The following is an 18,114-nucleotide window of genomic DNA, read 5'->3' as shown; positions in this document are numbered from 1 at the left end:
ATTGTGGGGCCGTTGGGCAGCGCGGACAAGCACCGCCTGCACGCGCCCATCCACGCACGGACGCAGACCTGCAGTGGCATGCCGAAGAATGGCGTGGTCGAGCCGGGGATGCATCCGCGTACGCGCCAACCGTCCCAGCCAATGTGTGCAGAGGTGCATGGTCCAGGTAGCGAGCCCCGTCAAGCCGATCGGCATCGAGCCCGTGGACCCCGGCGTCCCCCGCTCCAGCGACGCCCACGACGAGATCTCTACGCGGCCCTCACCTGATCTGCGCACCATCTTCACCTGCGGCGCGCCGCTGCTGGCCGCCTGCCTGCTCGGCCAACTGCTGCCCAATGTCAGCGTGGTACCCGGCCTGCGCCTGCACGTGCTGTGGCTGCCCGGCCCGCTGTTGCTGGGCTGGTTGCTGTGCACGCCGCGCGCGGCGTGGCGGACCTGCGTACTGGCCGCCTGCGCTGGCACCGTGCTGGGCGCGGCGCTGATGCCCGATACCGTGGTCGTGCGCCTGCTCGCCAGCCTCGGCGAAATCGCGTTGGTGCTGGGGGTGGCCGCGCTGCTGCTGCGCTGGCGCGGCGCGCACTCCGCGCTGGAAGGCTATCTGGATATCGCCTGGTTTCTGCTGCTGGCCTGCATCGCACTGCCGCTGTGCAGCGCCGGCTGGCAACAGGTAGTGGGCACCCGCGCAATCGGCGCGCTGCCGCATCCGGACCTGCGTTCGGCCGCGCTGTGCGGCAGCGTCAGCTACCTGCTGATCGTGCCCGCGGTCGTCAGCCTGGCCCGCCTGCTGCGCAGCCCCGAGCGGCGGCATGGCTGGCACTGGCGCAGCATCGTACTGGCCGTGACCCTGCTCGGCGCGTTGGCGCTGTTGTGGCAGGTGGATTGGCCGCCGGGCGCGCTGACCCCGCTGCTGGCGGTGGCCCCCATTCCGTTATTGGTGTGGGCCCTGATCGTGTTCGGGGTGAGCGGGGCCAGCCTGAGCATGCTGGTGGTGGCGGTGCTGGGCATGCAGCTGGGCATGCTGGGCATGGGGCCCTTCGCCGCGCCCGCGCCGGGCCACGACCTGCTGCCCGCGCAGGCCTGGACGCTGGGCACCGGCTTTGCGCTGCTGTTCCTGGGTGCCCTGTCCGAGCAGAAACTTTCCAACCACCTGCAACTGCAACAGGCCTACCGCCGGCTCGGCGAAGTCACCGGGCGCATGCTGGTGGTGCAGGAAGAAGAACGCACGCGGATCGCGCGCGACCTGCACGACGAGGTGAACCAGTCGCTCGCCGCGATCTCGATCCGCCTCAGCGGGTTGCGCCACCAGGTGGCCCCGAGCGAGCGCGCCGCGATGGTGGAACTGCAGGAAAACCTGCTCGCGGTCTCCAACGACATCCGCTCGATCTCCCACGAACTGCATCCGAGCATCCTGCGCTTCACCGGGCTGGCCAGCGCGCTGGATGCGTTCTGCATCAAGCGCAACGCACGCGGCACGCTGCGCCTGCGCTGCCGCATCGAAGATACGCCGCCATTGCAGGGCGACCAGGAACTGAGCCTGTTCCGGATCGTGCAGGAAGCGCTCAACAACGTGGACCGGCACGCCCAGGCCCGGCTGGCCGAGGTGCTGGTCGCGGTGCGTGGCCAGGACCTGGTGCTGCGTGTGGACGACGATGGCCGCGGCATGCCCGCGCCGTGCAGCCGCTCGCTGGCGCCGGGGCTGGGCATGATCAGCATGGAAGAACGCGCGCGCCTGCTTGGCGGTACGCTCGCGGTAGACCGCAGCCCACTCGGCGGCACCCGCATCGAGGTGCGGTTCCCGCTGGCCGCGGGCCTGCATCCAGGCGACAGACAGTAGTTTTACTGTCGCCGCGCAGGTAGGAACCCGCTTGCCGCTCCACCGCGATGCTTCCAGATTGGAGGCCTGTCGGCCGGCACGGCCATGATCGTGGAGGTTGCCATGCGTGTTGCCACCCGGGTGGTGCTGCTGTCTTCGCTGCTGGCCGGCTGCGCATCGGGCCCCCTGCAACCCGTAGCGCCGCCGTCGGCACCGTCTGCTCCCGCACGCGCCGTGCCAGAACTGCGGCCCGGGGTACCGGCCGGCTATCTCGGCCGCGCCCTGCCCGACAGCCTGGCGTTGCTGCCACCGCCACCGGCCAAGGGCTCACCCGCATTTGCCCGCGACCAGGCGGTCAGCCGCGCATCGCAGAAGCTGCGCGGTACGCCGCGCTACGCATTGGCCAGTTCCGATGCGGACCTGCGCTTCCCGCATGTCGCCGGGACCTTCGCCTGCGCGCTGGGGGTACCGATCAGCCAGCAGGACACCCCGCGCCTGTACCTGCTGCTGCAGCGGAGCATGGTCGATGCGGGCCTGGCCACCTATGCGGCCAAGGACCATTACAAGCGCACCCGCCCGTTCGTCTACTACAAGGAAGCCACCTGCGCGCCGGCCGATGAAGCGGCGCTGCGCACCGATGGCTCCTACCCCTCCGGGCACACGGCGATCGGCTGGACCTGGGCGCTGCTGCTCACCGAGTTGAGCCCGGACCAGGCCGATGCGCTGCTGGCGCGTGGACGCGCCTTCGGCGAGAACCGGTTGGTCTGCAACGCGCATTGGCAGAGCGACGTGCTGCAGGGCCGTGCGGTGGCGGCCGGCGCGCTCGCCAGGCTGCATGCCGACGCCGACTTCAGCGCGGACATGGCCGCCGCCCGCGCCGAGATCAGCGGCCTGCGCGGCAGCAGCGTGCCGGCAAGCGGCTGTGAGGCCGAGGCCGCGGCGCTGAAGCAGGTGATCCCCGGGGTGGAGTGAACGCGGCCACGGCCATGACGCTGCGTTCCGCGCGCCGCGTGCACCGGCCCAGGCAGCGCCGTGCGATGCTGCGCGCCTTCCTCCACCGCAGCAGGGCGCATCGCATGGCACAGGTCCAGATCGTTTCAGACGGCCCCCGTTACCGCCACCAGATCCGCAGCGGCACGCACCAGCTCAGCGCCGACGAACCACTCGCATTGGGTGGCCAGGGCGCCGGTTTCGCGCCGTTCGATCTGTACCTGGCGTCGTTGTCGGCGTGCACGGCGATCACGCTGCGCATGTATGCCGAAAAAAAGGGCTGGGACCTGGGCGAGTTCCGCGCCGAGTTGGCCTCCCGCCGCGACGACGCCGGCAAGCTGGTGGTGCACCGCGTGCTGCACGCCAGTGGCGCGCTCAGCGACGCACAATGGGCGCGGCTGCTCGACGTGGTGGAACGCACCCCGGTGACCCTGGTGATGCGCGAGGGCGCGGTCATCACCAGCGAGCGCGGCACGGACTGAGCCGCCGTCACCTGTCGCTAACAAGCCGGCCAATGTGCCGGGCACTGCATCCGCGGTGCCACTTCCCGCGTAGATCCAGTTGCGTCACTTGGACGCTCTGTCGGGAAGAACCACATGAAAACCTCGTTCACCGGTCTGCTCCTGCTTGCCTGCCTGTCCACCGCCGCTGCACCGCTGGCCTTCGCGCAGGCGCCGATGGCCGCGCATGACCACGCGATGGCCGCCAACCCCACGGTGGGCGGCGCGGCGATGTACGCCAACAAGGACATCATCGACAACGCCGTCAACTCCAAGGACCACACCACCCTGGTCGCGGCGGTCAAGGCCGCCGGCCTGGTGGAAACGCTCAAGGGCCCTGGCCCGTTCACCGTATTCGCGCCGACCAACGCGGCCTTCGCGGCACTCCCCAAGGGCACGGTCGATGGACTGCTCAAGCCGGAAAAGAAGGCCGACCTGACCAAGGTGCTGACCTACCACGTCGTGGCAGGCAACCTGGATAGCACCGCGCTGCTGGCCCGGATCAAACAGGGCGGCGGCAAGGCCAGCCTGACCACCGTGCAGGGTGAAACACTGACCGCGCGCCAGGCCGGCAAGGGCATCACCCTCACCGACAGCAAGGGCAATACCGCCCACGTGACCATCGCCGACGTGCGCCAGAGCAATGGCGTGATCCATGTGGTCGACAAGGTCCTGATGCCGTAACGCCGGCGTAGCGGCAAAAGGATGACCTGGCCCGCCGCCTCGATGCGATGACGGGGGAGACATCCTGCCGGGACGTCGGGCCAGGTCAAAAGGGACCCCCGGTCGATGTGGGAGAGGCACATCGGCCCGGGGCATTGACGGGGGAAGGACGCGCGGCCCACGGCCGCGCAACGGCTCAGCGCGAACGCGCCAGGCCGGAAATCTCGACGCGTCGATTCGGTGCCAGGCAGGCGATCACCGCCTGCCGATCACCCTGGGTGCACTGCACCAGCGCATCGGCCTTGCCGCGGCCCTCGGCCACGATCGCCGCTGCCGCCACGCCGCCCTGCACCAGCGCGTCGCGCACCGCCTGCGCACGCCGCTGCGACAACAGCTGGTTGTAACTGTCGCTGCCGATACGGTCGGTATAGCCGAGCACCTGGATGGTCTGCACCTGGCTGGCATTGCGTACCTGTTCCAGCAACGCGTCCACGCTGCGCCGCCCCGCGTCGGTCAGCACGGCGCTGTCGAACGCGAACAGGGCATCGGCGGACAGGCGCACCGGCGTCTCCGGCATCGGCGCAGGTGCAGGCGCTGGCGGTGGTGCCGGCGGCTGCAGCAGTGCCGCGCACGCCTGCGGCTTCCAATAGCCGGCCTGGGCGATGCCCTTGCCGTCGAAGTGCACGTGGAACTGGCAGGTGAAGTAGTCGCCGCCGGGGGAGCTGCGGAAGTTGAACAGGTAGTTCCAGTCGCGCACGCCCCACATGCCCTCGCCGAAGTGCGGGGTGCCCAGCAGGGTGTACAGCTGCCGCTTGCTCATGCCGCGTGCGAACAGGCGCAGGTTGTCCAGGTCCACGAACAGGCCTTCCTTGAGCGCGGCCCGCTTTGGATCGGGAAAGCGCACCGCCGCGCCCTCCCCGCCGGCGTCAGGCAGCGCGGCGGCCGCCGCCTTGGGTTTGCCGGTGCTGGCGCAGGCACTGAACAACAGCACCGCCAGGCACAGCGACAGCGAGCGCAGCAACGGTGCGTGGTCGTACAGCGTGGTCGATGCGGACATGGATTCCCCCTTGTGCGCCGCTGGGCGCTGGACTCCCCGATGCGGCCGCTGGCGCGCACCGGGAACGATCACGGCAGGTGCTGCATCGGGCCATCACCACTGGATGCCCGCGCCGACCGACACGCCGCCTTCGCCGCGGCTGTTGGTGGTGCCGGCCACCTTGTAGATCCAGCGGCCGCCTTCGGAGACGCCGGAGATCCCCAGCGCCACGCCCGACTCGCCGTTGTAGCTGCCGGCGGCGATCGCGGCCATGCTGCGCCCGGCTTCATACGGCTGCGGCAGCCCGGCCACCGCCATCGCCGCCGCGACGCCGGCCGATGCGCGGTCGTCGGTGCGGCGCAAGTTGCGGTCGAACGAATCGAAGCGCTCGTCGGTGTAGGCCTTGGACCAGTCCAGGCTCTGGTTCATGCCGGCGCGCAGCTGGTCCACGTTGACCGCGTCGGTCCCGGCGGTCCCGGCGGCGACGTTGCGCACCGTGGTCGGGCCGGTGCTGGTGCTGCCCAGGGTGACGCTGTTGAGGTTGGTGCTGCCGTTGACCGTGGTGTCGTAGCGGATCGTGCCCTGTTGCGAAGCCTGCAGCTGGCGCACATTGACCGCATCGGTGGCCGCGCTGCCGTCGCCGACATTGGTGATCTGGCGCTCGGCACCGGCGCTGCCCACCGAGACCGTGTTGTCGCGGGTCGCCACCGAGCCGGCCCCCAGCGCCACGGTGTTGGTGCCCTGCGCGCTGGCCCCGTTGCCGAGCGCGGTGCTGTTGGCCCCTGCCGCGCTGGACCCCACGCCGCCTGCGGCTGCGTTGGCGCCGGTGGCGGCGGGCGCGGCCAGGTTGTTGGTGTTGTTGACCTGGAACATGCCCGAGGTGCCGTTGTTGATGTTGTTGATCTGGGTGTCGGTGTAGGCCTTGGACTGGTCGATGGCGTAGCTCACCCCGTTCTGCAGCTGGCCCACGTTGACCGCGTCGTAGCGGTCGGAGCCATCGGCCACATGGGTGACCTTGCGCTCGGCACCGGTGCTGCCCACCGAGACTTCACCGGCCGAGTTGCTGCCGCCGGCCGCGCCATAGGCGCCGGTGTAGCCGGTCTCCGCGCCCACGCTGGCCACCGAACCGCTGCCGAGCGCCACGCTGTTGTCGGCACTGGCATCGGCGCCATCGCCGATGGCGGTGCTGCCGCTGCCGGTGGCCGAGGCCACCGGCCCGATCGCGATGCTGTTGGCGCCAGCCGCGCTGGCGGCAGCCTTGGCCGAGTTGACCTGCACGAACGGGCTGCCCGCGCCCGGCTGGATCTGGCTGATCCGGGTGTTGATGTTGAGCAGCGAGTCGTCCACGGCGGCGAAGGCCACGGTGACGTTGCTGTAGTCGTTGCTCAGCACGCTGCCGTCGGTGGCGATGGACGAAATGCTGAAGGTCGGCGCGGTCCAGATGCGGGTGGCGGGATCGAAGCTGGTGGTACCGCCGAAGTAACCGATGATCGCGTTGTTGGTCTGGAACAACTGGTTGCCGGTGACCGCATCACGGCTACCGGCCAGCACGCTGCCGTCGGACAGGTTGGTCAGTGCCACCGCCGCGCCGCCGCCGGTTCCGCCCAGCGTGACCGTATCGGTGGCGTTGCCGCCGGCATCCACGTCGTACTTCACCGCCAACCGGTCCACCGCATCGGTCTGGTCGGCCACATTGGCCAGCGACTGGCTGACCGCGTCGAACGCCGTGCCCACGTCGCGATAGTCGCCCGCCGTGACCTGGCCGGTGCTGGACACCGCATTGATCGTGTAGGTCGGCGCGCTGAGCACCCCGTTGGCGTCCACCGCGGCACCGCCGCCCAGGTGCGTGGCCAGCGCCTGGCTGGCATTGAACAGCTGCGCACCGTTGATCGCCTCGGTGCTCACCGCGGTGACCGCGCCGGCGCTGAGGTTGCCCAGGCGGGTGGTGCCGGTGCCGTTGCCGAGCGTGGCGCTGGCGTAGTTGACGCTGCCGTCGGGGTTTTCGTCATAGCGCAGCGCACCCTGCTCGGAGGCCTGCAACTGGCCCAGGTTGACCGCGTCGGTGGCCAGCGTGCCGGCGGCGACATTGACCACCTGGCGCTCGTTGCCCACCGCCCCCACCGACACCGTGCCGTCACGGTCGGCCATTGCACCGGCGCCCACCGCGATGGCATTGGCCGCGGTCGCGGTGGCGCCACTGCCGACGGCGATGCTGTCGGTGCCAGCGGCGGCGGCGGCCAGGCCGATCGAGTTGACCTTCAGGTACTTGCTGCCGGCCCCGTTGCGGATGTCGGTAATCTGCGTATTGAGGTTGACCAGCGAGCCATCCACCGCCGAGAACGCATCGGTGGCGTTGTCGTACACGCCCTGGGCGATCGCGCCGCCGTCGGACACGCTGGTGATCGCAAAGCTCGGCGCGGTCCAGGCACCGGTGGCCGGGTCGAACGCGGTCAGCCCGCCGAAGTAGTCGACGATGGCCTGGTTGCTGGAGAACAGCTGCGCGCCGTTGACCGCCTCGGTGCTGCCCGCGCCGATCGCGCCCGGGGCCAGGTTGGCCAACGTGGTCGTGCCGGTGCCACCGCCCAGGGTAATGCGGCGGTAGTCGGCGCCACCGGCGCCGTCGTCGTCGTAGGTCACCGCGAACACGTCCAGCGCGTCGATCTGGTTGATCGCGCCCTGCAACTGGCGCACGTTGACCGCATCGGTGGGCGCGCTGCCGGCGGCCACGTTGGTCAGTTGGCGCTCGCCGCCGGCGAAACCGACCGAGACCTCACCGGCCGACACCTGCGGCGTGGTCAGGCCATACGCGCTGTAGCTGGCCTGCGCGCCGCGGTTGGCCACGGTGCGGTAGCCCAGCGCCACGCTGTTGGCCTGCGTGGACGTGGCCTCCGCGCCCAGCAGCACCTGGCCGTTGGCCGTGCCCTTGGCGCTGTCGCCCACCACCACCGAATGGCCCATGCGCGCGGCGTAGTCGGCGGTCGGTACGCCGGTGGGGTCGTTCGGATCGTTCTGCCCTGCCCCCGGGAACGCCACGTTGGCATCCACCGGCGCCAGCTCATGCCGCGCGTTGGCGCCGATCACCACTTCGCGCGACCCATTGGCATAGGCGCCGTCGCCGACCAGCACCTGGTAGTCCTGCGCAGCGTTGACCGCCCAGCAATCGACGCTGGCCACCAGCAGGTCCACGCACGTATTGGACCAGCCCGGGGCCTGGTCGGGCAGCAGCAGGCCGAGCAGCCCGTTGGGATTGCCATTGTTGATGTTGTAGATGTAGCTGTCGGAGGTCACACCGCCGATCAGGGTCAGGTGCGAACTGCCGCCGGTGGTGGCCCCGCCCAACCCGTTGAGCAGGGTCCCGGCCGGGGTCAGGTTGACCACCGGCAGGCCCAGCACGTTGGTCACCGAATAGGTCTGCATGACGTTGGCGCTGCTGACGGCCAGGTTGCCATTGCGCATGTAGCCGTCGCCACCGAGCAGGCCCTGCGCGGTCGGCCCGACCAGACTCGACAACGACCCCACCAGGCCGCCGGTGCCGATGATCAGCCCCGCGTTGGGATCGGTGGGTGCCGGTGCCTTGGGGTGGCCGGGCGGCAGCGACGTGGGCGCCGGGAAGACCACCCCGCCCACGCCACCGACGATGTTGCCCACGGTGCCGCCGACCCCGCCCACTACGTTGCCCACCGTATTGCTGACCCCGCCCACGACGTTGCCGACGGTGTCGCTCACCCCGCCCACCACATTGCCCAGCGTGTTGCCCACGCCATTGAGCAGGTCGCCCACGCCGCCCAGCAGGCCACCGGAGGCGGCCGTCGGCGACATCGTCAGCGACGTGGTCTGCATCAGGCTGGCCCCGGCGTCCACCCGCTTTTCGTTGCGGTCGGCCACCACTGCCGCGTGCGCGAGTGCATCCACGCCCACCCCGCCGGCGACGCCGGAGGCCAGGGTGGCCTGCACCGCGTCATCGACGCTGGCGGTGACGGTATCCGTGGCGGTGGCGGTGGCGCCGATCGTCGCGGTGGCCGCGATGCCGGCCTTCGCGCCGCCCGTTGCGCCGGCACCCGCCTCCAGCGCGGCCTCCGCGCCCGCCTGCAACGTGGCATCCAGCTTCACCGCGGCGGGCACGCTCGCGGCGAGCGTCGCCCGGGTCGCCACGGCCGCCTTCGGGTGTGCGGCCACGGTCGCGTTCACCGATGTATCGGCGCCCAGTACCGGCGTGCCGGCCAGCGTGACCGTCGCGTTGGCCGCCCCCGACGCAGCGGTTCCGGGCACGGCCACCTGCTGCGGCAGCGCGGCCTTCAGCGTGCCCCCCACCTGCACCGCAGGCAGGGGCGCCGCCGTGCCGCCGGCCTTGCCCAGGCCCAGGTTGAGGGACACGTTGGCATCGGCGTTGAGCGCGGGCGAGCCGTCGCGCGCACGCACCACCGCTGCCAGCGCGGCGTCGGCATCCAGCTTGACCGGCAGCGGTGCGTACTTGGCGGTCAGCGCATCCAGGTCGCTGCGGGTCTGGCTCTCACCGGCCAGCGCCGTTCCGCTGCTCAGGGCCAGGGCCAGGCCCATGGACAGCAGCGACAGCGGTACCTTCAGGTGCACCACGACCGGGCCGGCCACCAGGCTGCCACGCGAGGTGGCCACTTCGGAAACGACCACCAGGGCATTCAGCCGGTGGCTCCAGACCAGTCGAAAGATACGGTTCATCAGGTATTCCCCCGTGTACGGACGATGTGGACTGCATCAGCCATGCCTCTCGGCACTTGGATGTCATTACAGTCGCCACGTCATCTGCGGGGCACTTCATTCCGGCAGCGCATGCGTGCGTTCCGGCAATACAGGGACGATAACCGGCAGCGGCATGCGCAATTCCGGCAGATTGCCGGAAACGTGCATGGCACCTGGAGGGGGGGCGGCGCCTGCCGCGAACGATCAGGCCGGGCTGCCGATCTGGGCCGGCGCGCGCATCAGCGTGTCGCGCGGCAGCTCGCCGAATACACGACGGTAATTGTCGGCAAAACGGGACAGGTCCCAGAGCCCACAGCTGAGCGCGACGGCCTTGACCGACTTGCGGCTGGAGTCGGCCATCGACAGCCCGCGACAGGCCGCGCACAACCGCAACATCGACAGGTAACGGTTGGGCGAGGTGCCGAACAGGTCTTCGAAGGCGTAGCGCAGCGCACGCTCGCTGACCCCGGCGGCGTCGCAGATCTCGTGCATGTAGATATAACGCCGCAGATTGAGCCGCATGAAATTCTCGGCGCGCTGCGCGATCAGGTAATGGGCGCGGCGTGCGCGCGTGTTGGACGGCCGGTCCTCGCTCCCCGCACCCAGCAATGCCTGGATATGGTCGTGCAGCACCGTTTCCACGGCATCGGCGGCGAGCGCGCCGTCCGCCGCGGACAACTGCGCATGCAGCGCTTCGTAACGCTGCAGCAGGCGCGCCTGGCCGCCGCTGGCCTCGCTGTTGAACAGCGACAACGCCTGCCCCGAGGGCAGCGTATTGCGCAGGCTCAGTTCGGTCAGCTTGCGCTGGACGCGCTGCATCGGCGCCAGCAGCATGCTCAGCCGGGTGCCCGCGCTCAGGGCGAACTCGCTGATGCCCTCGGGAAGGACGGTCACCGCCATCCCCGCGCTGAGCGGAATGCCATGGCACCAGCTGCGCCCCTCGTCGGTAGCGTGGATGAAGCCAAGCAGGCACCAGTCCTGCGGCAGCATGAAGCGACCGCGGAAGTGGAACCCGCAATGCGCGGTGCAGAACAGGGCTTCGTCGTGGACGCGCGAATGCAGGGTCGCGCGTGGACCATTGCCATCCAGCAGCACCATTTCCAGGTCGCAGACACGTAGCACGCCGCTCAGCGTGGCCAGGTCGTAGGACCGGAACACGCCGTCGCCGCCATTGTCGCCCACTACACCATCTACCATGACAGTGATGCCCCCTTGCGCCTGGATGCGCGCGACGCCGCTCAAGCCGGCCGCGCCCGTCTCTTCCTGTATGCACTCGGCGAATGCGCTGCATAAACCCGCCACCGGCCGCCAGCGCAGCAACGGAAAACCCTGAATACCCTGACTGCATATTGCGCGCGGGTCGTCGCCCGATTATGGATGCGCATTTTCGGCAAGTATGCATGAACTCGCCGGAAGGTAAACCCACCCACCTCGCGGGCACTGCAGGTGAAGAAATTCCTTTGAAAACAACTTGGAACGGTCTAAATACAGCGCCAAAAACCCGTCGTCACGACGCCATCACGTTATAAACACATCTCTTTCACTTTATAAACATTAAATGGTGCTCATCGCTCATGCGGAGATAACGGGCGGATTGCGGCGATTAAAGTCGGACCCGACGCCGCCGATGATTGATTTGGATTCTGTTGATGACGCCGGACTTTCCGGCAGGCACGCATCCCGGCAGTTCCATGGCGGAAACCGGGTTTGCACGACAGGGGGATGCAATGCAGATGCTCAGGGATGTCACGCTGTTCCCGACCCGACCGGCGCAGGCGATCACGCCGCGCGGTCCGACGCTGCCTGCCCCGCCCTTCCCGCACACGGTCCGCCTGGCAATGCCCAGGTAGGCCTGCGGCCGCAGGTGCGGCCGCACCCTGCGCACGGAGCGCGCAGGTTACAGGATGGATCCGGCGGAGCCGGATATCCCCCATCCATACGCAGGCAGTTCAATCCATTGACTGGAACAGGGAGTAGACCGTCATGAAAGCCTCCATCCGCACCTTCCTTGCCGAAGAAGACGGCGTCACCGCGCTCGAGTACGGCATCCTCGCCGCCGTGATCGCCGGCGTGTTGGTCGTCGCCGCCCGCACCGGCCTGACCGACATGTTCGACACGCTCTTCAGCAAGCTCAAGACGCTTGTCGAAAGCGCCAGCGGCGGCGCGCCGAGCACCCCGACCACCTGATCCACAGCGCACTGCCCGAAGGCTGCGCCCGCAGGCCACCCTGCGGCGTCGCCAACGGCATGCCTTGCCCCCCGGTTCGATGCGCCATCATGGAGGAACCATCGGATGTCACTGCTGCCGGTATTGGCCGTGCTGCTCAGCGCCCAGGTCGCCACCAGCGACCTGTACGCGCGGCGCGTGTCCAATCGGTGGCTGCTGTGCGTGGCGGTCCTGGCAACGGGCGCGCTGCTGTGGTCATGGATGACCGGTGCCGCCTTCCCCGGCATGCATCTGCTCGGCCTGCTGGTCGGGCTGCTGTCGCTGCTGCCGTTCTATGCAATCGGCTGGATGGGCGCGGGCGATGTGAAGTACTTCGCCGTGCTGGGGCTGCTGCTCGGGGCATCGGCACTGCTGCCGATCTGGATCGTGGCGAGCCTGCTTGCCGGCCTGCATGCGACGGTCGTCGTCCTCGCGCCCGGCCTGCGCGCCAGCCTGCCACTGCGTGCGCAGCTGCTGCAGGCACGCGTGCGCGAGCACTGGCAGACAGGCCCCGCCGCCCAGCGCCTGCAGGCCCTGCGCCAAGGCCGGACGGGCATTCCCTACGCGGCCTACCTGGCCGCCGCCACGCTGGGCTACCTGCTCTGGCAGGGCCAGGGAGCGGCTCCATGAAGGCTGCCCTCCTCGCCCGTCGCCAACGCGGCGTGGCCACCCTTGAATTCGCCTTCATGCTGATCATCGGGGTGGTGCCGCTGCTGCTGCTCACCTACACCGGCGTGATGATCATGGCCGCCCAGCAGACCCTGTCGCTGGCCTCCGCCGAGGGCGCACGCGCGTCGCTGCGCTATGCCAGTCCCAACGACCGCCGCGTGGCGGCCTGCCAGGCCGCGCAGCGCTCGATGCAATGGCTGCTCAACTTCGCCGGCCAGCAGGCCAACTGCAACAACGCCGCCGCGCCGCCGATCGTGGTGTCGGCACCGGCCCCGTGCGTGGGCCTGGCCAGCGCGCAATGCATGCAGGTGTCGGTGAGTTATGACTACAGCAGCAAACCGTTCCTGCCCGGTACCGGGCGCATGTACGGGTGGCTGATGACCCAGCCGATCCGCAGTACCGCGGTGGCCCAGCTCGACCTGGGTACGCCCTGATGCGCGGCGCACCCTTCCCGGAGGCAGTTGCATGCTTAAGCTGACCCGCATCGCCGCAGTGGCATTGATCGCCCTGGCCCTGCTGCTGGCCGTGGTCGCCTTCCTGGTCAGCCGGCGCACGCCGAACACGGCGGCGGCACCCTCGCCGACCGTGGCCGGCCAGCCACAGCAGTGGCCCGTCGTCGAGGCCGCCACCCTGTTGCCCGCCGGGCGTCCGATCAGCGCCGCCGACCTGCGCATCGGCGCCGCGCCGCAGGCCCCCACAGGCGGCTATGCCAACATCGCCGCCGCTACCGGCGCGGTCCCCGTGCACGACATCCCGGCGGGCACCGCGTTGAACAGCGCCCTGATGGCGCAGGGCTATGCGCTGCGCCTCAACCCCGGCGAACGCGCGCTTGCCGTGCCGGTGGATGAACTGGTGGCCGCCGGCAACCGCATCCTGCCGGGCGACTACGTCGATGTGTTCCTCAACCTGCGTGCGCCCCCGGGGATGAACACCGATGGCCAGGCCCAGGCGCGCCTGCTGCTGTCGCGGCTGCGCGTGCTTAGCTACGGCGCCGCCGATGCGGTACCCGGACAACCGGTTGCCACCGGTGCGGACGACCCCACTGCCGCCGCCGGTAACGACAGCCGGGCCCAGGATATCCAGGGCGGTGCGTCGAGCAGCGCCAGCAGCACCAGCACCAATGCACCGATCCGCAGTGCGGTGCTGGCGGTGCCGGTGGCCGACGCCAACCGCCTGCTGCTCGGCGCGCAACAAGGTCGCTTGTTCCTGGCCCTGCGCAATCCGGCCGATGTCGGCCAGCCGGACCAGAGCCTGTTCGCCCCGCCCGCCAGCGTGCTCAACCCGCGCCGCGAACTCAGCCCCGAACAACGCCTCGCCCTGGCCTCGCCCGAGAACGACGCCTACGCCGGCCTGGACAGCGATGCCCTGGCCGGTCGCAGCAGCGTCCGCGCCCCGCGTGCGGCGGCGCCGCCACGGGCCAGCGCACCGCGCACTGCCCCACGGCTCGATCGCGGTGTCGAGATCATCCGCGGCGATGTTTCCTCCCACAGCGGCTCTCCGTGAGCCATGCCGAGACCCTCCATGACGCCACGCCCCGCCCGCCTGCACCGTCCCACGCACCGCTGGTCCACGCGCCTGCTGCTGGCGCTGGTGCTCGGGGGCAGCCCGGTGCTGGGCATGGCCAATGCCGATGTGGTCCTGCAGACGCGCGAACAACGCCCGTGGACGCTGCCGGCCGACCTCGAGCGGGTCGCCATCGCCGACCCCAGCGTGGCCGACGTGGTGATGCTGCGCGGTCCGCGCCAGGCACTGCTGGTGGGCAAGGCACCGGGCACCACCACGCTGCTGGTCTGGCGCCGCCAGCAGAGCGAGCCGCAACGGATGCAGATCGACGTGCGCAGCGCGGTCCAGGGGGCGCTGCCACCGTCGGAGGGCCTGCAGGTCACCCTGCAGGATGGTCAGGGCCTGCTGCAAGGGAGTGCGGCAGGCCTGCTGGACCATGAGCAGAGCCGCAAGGCCGCCAGCATGGCGCTGGGCAAGGACGGCCAGCTCGCCGATGTCTCCACCATCGCCAGCGGCGGCGTGGTGCAGGTGGACGTGAAGGTGGTGGAGTTCAACAAGTCGGTACTGCGCCAGATCGGCATGAGCTTCGCCAACCAGAACAACGGCTTCTTCTACGGCATCACCCGCCCGGGCGGCACCCTGCCCGGCGTGGCGCCGATCGGCACCGACCCCGACGTCCCGGTGGTCAACAACCCGCTGTCATCCGCGTTCGGGCTGGTGTTCAAGTCACTCACCCACGGCTGGGATGCCAACATCGACCTGCTGCAGAGCAACGGCATGGCACGCGTATTGGCCGAGCCCACGCTGGTGGCGCTGTCCGGGCAGAGCGCCAGCTTCCTGGCCGGCGGCGAGCTGCCGATCCTCGAGCCGCAGGGGCTGGGCACCACCACCATCACCTTCAAGCCGTTCGGCATCGGCCTGACCGTCACCCCGACGGTGCTCGGCCCGGACCGGATCGCGCTGAAGGTCGCTCCGGAGGCGAGCGACCTCAATTACGCCGCCGGCATCTCCTACAACGGCGTGCAGATTCCCTCGATCACTACCCGCCGTGCCGACACCACCGTCGAGCTGGGCGACGGCGAAACGTTCGTGATCGGCGGACTGGTCAGCAACACGGTCAGCTCCAGCGTCGACAAGATCCCGCTGCTGGGCGACCTGCCGATCATCGGGTCGTTCTTCCGCAGCCTCAACTACAAACGCGAGGAAAAGGAACTGGTGATCATCGTGACCCCGCGCCTGGTGCAACCGCTGGCGCGCGACACCGTGGTGCCGCTGCCCGGCGACCGCGAGGTCAAGCCGAACCTGCCGGTCTGGGGTGCGTGGCTGCTCAGCCCGGCATCGTCGGACCAGCTGCCCGGCTTCTCGCGCTGAGCCGATGCCAGGAGCCCCTTCCCCATGTCTTCCGCCCCCATCCCGTTGCTGCATCCGATGGCGCCGCCGATGACACTGGTCCTGGTCGCGCCCAGCCCCGAGCTGCTTGAAACGCTCGGCCCACGGCTCCCGGTCGGCACCCGCGTGCACTGGGAGGACAGCCGCGGTTCGAGCATCGCGCTGGATGCGCACCGGCGCAGCGGCACCTGCGTGGTGCTGCTCGACTTCCGGCGCGAACAGGCCGCGGCATCCACCGATCTCACCCGGCACCTGCAGCGCAGCGTGCCCGACCTGGCCCTGGTGGCGGTCGGCTCCACCGCCCCCGACCAGCTTGACGGCGTGGTCGCCGCGTTGCGCGCCGGCCTGCGCGACATCCTCGACCTGGATGCCGCCACCGCCGATATCGATACGGTGCTGCGCCGCGCCGGCGGTGCCGCACCCATCCGCAGCGTGGCGCCCGAGCCTGCGCACAAGGCGCGGCTGGTGCTGGTGCTGGGCGTGCGCGCCGGCGTGGGCAGCAGCACCCTGGCCGTGCATCTGGGCGTACTGGCGCAACAGCTCGGCCACCCGGGCGGCGCCGCCACCGCCGACGCCGACCCGGCCCAGCACGACAACAGCCTGCTGCTGCTCGACCTCGGCCAGCCGGCCGGCGATGCGGCGCTGTACCTCAACGTGGACAGCCAGTTCCACTACGAGGATGCGCTGCGCAATGCCACGCGCATCGATGCCACCCTGGCGCGGACCGCGATGACCCGGCACCCGGGCGGGCTGACCCTGCTCGGCCAGCCGGCCGGCAGCGAGGGCGGCCCGGTCGCCGATCCGGCGGTGCTGGTGCAGCGCCTGCGCGGCGTGTTCGACACCGTGCTGTGCGAGCTCGGCGGGGCGCCGGTGCGACAGATTCCGCGCTCGCTGCTCAACAGCGCCGACGAGATCTGGCTGGTCGTCGACCAGGCGATCGGCACGCTGGTCTCGCTGGACCTGGCGCTCAGGCAACTCGAAGCGCTCGGTGCGCGCGACGCCCGCCTGCAGCTGGTGGTCAACCGCCACGATGAGGCGGGCGGGCTGGCGCCGACCCAGATCGCCGAGCGCTTCGCGCTGCCGTTGCTGGCGACCCTGCCCGACTGCCACCGCCTGCGCGCCAGCGCCAACCATGGCCACCTGCTGCTGCAGGATGCACCGCGCGATCCCTACCTGCGTGCCCTGACTCCCCTGCTGGCGCGGCTGGACCCGGCACTCGCCGGCGCCCTGCCCCGTGGCTGGCGGGAAAAACTCGTCCTCCGCCTGAGTGGTCTCCCATGGAAGACAAAGTGACGCCGTTCGCTCCCCTGCACGCGCGCAACGAGGCCGCCCCCGCGGTCGATGCCGCGCCGCCCCCCTTCGCCCAGTCCGACGAATACCAAAAGGTGCTGGTGGCCGCCCACGAGCACCTGCTCAACAGCATCGAGGACGAACGCATCGACATCGATGCGTGGGCACCGGATACGGTGGCCCGCTACGTGCACACCCAGACCGCGATTTTCGTGCAGGAATGGCGCATCCCGGTCAACGAAGCCGAGATGGACATCGTCGCCGGCGCGCTGGTCAAGGAGTTGACCGGCTTCGGTCCACTGGACGACCTGCTGCACGATCCCAGCATCGAAGACATCCTCATCAACGGCTACAAGGACATCCACGTCTCCCAGGGCGGCCGCCTGGTGCGCGCCACCCAGCGCTTCAGCGATGACAGCCACCTGCTGCGCATCCTGCGCCGCATCCTGGCCCCGCTCGGCCGCCGCCTGGACGAATCCAACCCGATGGTCGATGCGCGCCTGCCCAACGGCGGCCGCCTCAATGCGATCATCTCGCCGCTGGCCGTCGATGGCCCGATGGTGTCCATCCGCAAGTTCCGCAAGGACCCGTTCACGCCCGACGAACTGCTGCGCATGGGCACCTTCGACCGCGCCATGCAGGCGCTGCTGCATGCCATGGTGCTGGGCCGCTGCAACATCCTGGTCTCCGGCGGCACCAGCTCGGGCAAGACGTCGCTGCTCAACGCGCTGGCCAGCTACATCCCCGCCGACGAGCGGGTCATCACCGTGGAAGACACCGCCGAGCTCTCGCTCAACCACCCGCACGTGGTGCGCCTGGAAAGCCGCATCGGCGGTGCCGATGGCCAGGGCGCGGTAAGCATCCGCGATCTGGTGCGCAACAGCCTGCGCATGCGCCCGGACCGCATCGTGGTCGGCGAAGTGCGCGGGGCCGAAGTGCTGGAAATGCTGCAGGCGATGAATACCGGCCACGACGGCTCGATGGCCACCATCCACGCCAATTCGCCGCGCGACTGCCTGTACCGCATCGAGATGCTGGCCGGGTTCGCCGGTTTCCAGGGCAGCGAGGACAGCCTGCGCCGGCAGATCGCCAGCGCGATCGACTTCATCGTGCAGATCTCGCGGCTGGGCAGCGGTCGCCGGGTGCTGGTGTCGATCACGGAAATCACCGGGGTCAGCGACAACCTGATCAGCACCCAGGAAATGTTCCGCCACGAAATCCAGATCGACGCCGACGGCCGGGAGCACGACCGCTGGGTCGGACTTGGCTTCCATCCCCACTCGCACAAGCTGGAGCCATTCCGGCGCCAGCTGCGCGAGGCATTGGACGGAGGCTACTGA

Annotated in this window: 14 protein-coding genes; 11 read left to right on the top strand and 3 right to left on the bottom strand. The window is 69.8% G+C overall.

Going from position 1 to position 18,114, the window contains the following annotated elements:
• The first annotated feature begins 157 nt into the window (after positions 1-157).
• The 4 genes from AC06FD_RS05460 (at position 158) to AC06FD_RS05445 (ending at position 3,987) form a co-directional block, all read left to right on the top strand.
• A complete protein-coding gene (locus AC06FD_RS05460; protein ID WP_478077194.1) occupies positions 158-1,834 on the top strand; it encodes a sensor histidine kinase in 1,677 nt (558 codons plus the stop codon).
• Positions 1,835-1,936: 102 nt separating this feature from the next.
• Positions 1,937-2,785 carry an acid phosphatase gene (locus tag AC06FD_RS05455; protein WP_478077193.1) on the top strand — a complete coding sequence of 283 codons (849 nt, stop codon included), beginning with the start codon at positions 1,937-1,939 and terminating at the stop codon, positions 2,783-2,785.
• Positions 2,786-2,889: 104 nt separating this feature from the next.
• The gene (locus AC06FD_RS05450) at positions 2,890-3,285 is read left to right on the top strand and encodes an OsmC family protein (protein WP_478077372.1); all 396 of its coding nucleotides are present in this window, start codon (positions 2,890-2,892) and stop codon (positions 3,283-3,285) included.
• A gap of 114 nt (positions 3,286-3,399) precedes the next feature.
• Entirely contained in the window at positions 3,400-3,987 is a 588-nt protein-coding gene (locus AC06FD_RS05445) for a fasciclin domain-containing protein (protein ID WP_478077192.1), read from the top strand.
• Between the two features lie 175 nt (positions 3,988-4,162).
• Here the strand turns inward: AC06FD_RS05445 and AC06FD_RS05440 are convergent, their stop codons facing one another.
• The 3 genes from AC06FD_RS05440 to AC06FD_RS05430 all read right to left on the bottom strand — a co-directional run bounded on the left by AC06FD_RS05440 (position 4,163) and on the right by AC06FD_RS05430 (position 10,915).
• The gene (locus AC06FD_RS05440) at positions 4,163-5,023 is read right to left on the bottom strand and encodes an outer membrane protein assembly factor BamE (protein WP_478077191.1); all 861 of its coding nucleotides are present in this window, start codon (positions 5,021-5,023) and stop codon (positions 4,163-4,165) included.
• A gap of 93 nt (positions 5,024-5,116) precedes the next feature.
• Positions 5,117-9,697, bottom strand: a complete 4,581-nt coding sequence (locus AC06FD_RS05435; RefSeq protein ID WP_478077190.1) for a YadA-like family protein — start codon at positions 9,695-9,697, stop codon at positions 5,117-5,119.
• Positions 9,698-9,922: 225 nt separating this feature from the next.
• The gene (locus AC06FD_RS05430) at positions 9,923-10,915 is read right to left on the bottom strand and encodes a helix-turn-helix domain-containing protein (RefSeq protein WP_478077189.1); all 993 of its coding nucleotides are present in this window, start codon (positions 10,913-10,915) and stop codon (positions 9,923-9,925) included.
• 786 nt (positions 10,916-11,701) lie between these two features.
• Here AC06FD_RS05430 and AC06FD_RS05425 point away from each other — a divergent pair.
• From AC06FD_RS05425 to AC06FD_RS05395, 7 genes are all read left to right on the top strand, one after another.
• Positions 11,702-11,905: a Flp family type IVb pilin gene (locus AC06FD_RS05425; protein WP_259202873.1), complete on the top strand. Its 204-nt coding sequence runs from the start codon at positions 11,702-11,704 to the stop codon at positions 11,903-11,905.
• A gap of 105 nt (positions 11,906-12,010) precedes the next feature.
• Positions 12,011-12,553 (top strand): prepilin peptidase, encoded by a 543-nt coding sequence (locus AC06FD_RS05420; protein ID WP_478077188.1) that lies wholly within the window; start codon positions 12,011-12,013, stop codon positions 12,551-12,553.
• Entirely contained in the window at positions 12,550-13,026 is a 477-nt protein-coding gene (locus AC06FD_RS05415) for a TadE/TadG family type IV pilus assembly protein (protein ID WP_259202876.1), read from the top strand. The genes AC06FD_RS05420 and AC06FD_RS05415 overlap by 4 nt, the downstream gene beginning before the upstream one ends.
• Before the next feature lie 31 nt (positions 13,027-13,057).
• Positions 13,058-14,095, top strand: coding sequence for a Flp pilus assembly protein CpaB (cpaB, locus tag AC06FD_RS05410; protein ID WP_478077187.1), 1,038 nt, complete (start codon positions 13,058-13,060; stop codon positions 14,093-14,095).
• 18 nt (positions 14,096-14,113) lie between these two features.
• Positions 14,114-15,466 carry a type II and III secretion system protein family protein gene (locus AC06FD_RS05405; protein ID WP_478048043.1) on the top strand — a complete coding sequence of 451 codons (1,353 nt, stop codon included), beginning with the start codon at positions 14,114-14,116 and terminating at the stop codon, positions 15,464-15,466.
• 24 nt (positions 15,467-15,490) lie between these two features.
• A complete protein-coding gene (locus AC06FD_RS05400; RefSeq protein WP_478077186.1) occupies positions 15,491-16,777 on the top strand; it encodes a CpaE/TadZ family protein in 1,287 nt (428 codons plus the stop codon).
• Positions 16,762-18,114, top strand: a complete 1,353-nt coding sequence (locus AC06FD_RS05395) for a TadA family conjugal transfer-associated ATPase (protein WP_259202879.1) — start codon at positions 16,762-16,764, stop codon at positions 18,112-18,114. The genes AC06FD_RS05400 and AC06FD_RS05395 overlap by 16 nt, the downstream gene beginning before the upstream one ends.

The organism is Stenotrophomonas sp. Steno-Z1, assembly GCF_056393175.1.
The sequence above is the reverse complement of the archived record's forward strand: the minus strand, read 5'-3'. Positions and strand labels throughout refer to the sequence as shown.

What these genes read in the sequence shown, in the direction of transcription:
- AC06FD_RS05460 (WP_478077194.1), top strand. Translation starts at nt 158, where the DNA reads ATGGTCCAGGTAGCGAGCCCCGTCAAGCCGATCGGCATCGAGCCCGTG.
- AC06FD_RS05455 (WP_478077193.1), top strand. Translation starts at nt 1,937, where the DNA reads ATGCGTGTTGCCACCCGGGTGGTGCTGCTGTCTTCGCTGCTGGCCGGC.
- AC06FD_RS05450 (WP_478077372.1), top strand. Translation starts at nt 2,890, where the DNA reads ATGGCACAGGTCCAGATCGTTTCAGACGGCCCCCGTTACCGCCACCAG.
- AC06FD_RS05445 (WP_478077192.1), top strand. Translation starts at nt 3,400, where the DNA reads ATGAAAACCTCGTTCACCGGTCTGCTCCTGCTTGCCTGCCTGTCCACC.
- AC06FD_RS05440 (WP_478077191.1), bottom strand. Translation starts at nt 5,023, where the DNA reads ATGTCCGCATCGACCACGCTGTACGACCACGCACCGTTGCTGCGCTCG.
- AC06FD_RS05435 (WP_478077190.1), bottom strand. Translation starts at nt 9,697, where the DNA reads ATGAACCGTATCTTTCGACTGGTCTGGAGCCACCGGCTGAATGCCCTG.
- AC06FD_RS05430 (WP_478077189.1), bottom strand. Translation starts at nt 10,915, where the DNA reads ATGGTAGATGGTGTAGTGGGCGACAATGGCGGCGACGGCGTGTTCCGG.
- AC06FD_RS05425 (WP_259202873.1), top strand. Translation starts at nt 11,702, where the DNA reads ATGAAAGCCTCCATCCGCACCTTCCTTGCCGAAGAAGACGGCGTCACC.
- AC06FD_RS05420 (WP_478077188.1), top strand. Translation starts at nt 12,011, where the DNA reads ATGTCACTGCTGCCGGTATTGGCCGTGCTGCTCAGCGCCCAGGTCGCC.
- AC06FD_RS05415 (WP_259202876.1), top strand. Translation starts at nt 12,550, where the DNA reads ATGAAGGCTGCCCTCCTCGCCCGTCGCCAACGCGGCGTGGCCACCCTT.
- cpaB (WP_478077187.1), top strand. Translation starts at nt 13,058, where the DNA reads ATGCTTAAGCTGACCCGCATCGCCGCAGTGGCATTGATCGCCCTGGCC.
- AC06FD_RS05405 (WP_478048043.1), top strand. Translation starts at nt 14,114, where the DNA reads ATGACGCCACGCCCCGCCCGCCTGCACCGTCCCACGCACCGCTGGTCC.
- AC06FD_RS05400 (WP_478077186.1), top strand. Translation starts at nt 15,491, where the DNA reads ATGTCTTCCGCCCCCATCCCGTTGCTGCATCCGATGGCGCCGCCGATG.
- AC06FD_RS05395 (WP_259202879.1), top strand. Translation starts at nt 16,762, where the DNA reads ATGGAAGACAAAGTGACGCCGTTCGCTCCCCTGCACGCGCGCAACGAG.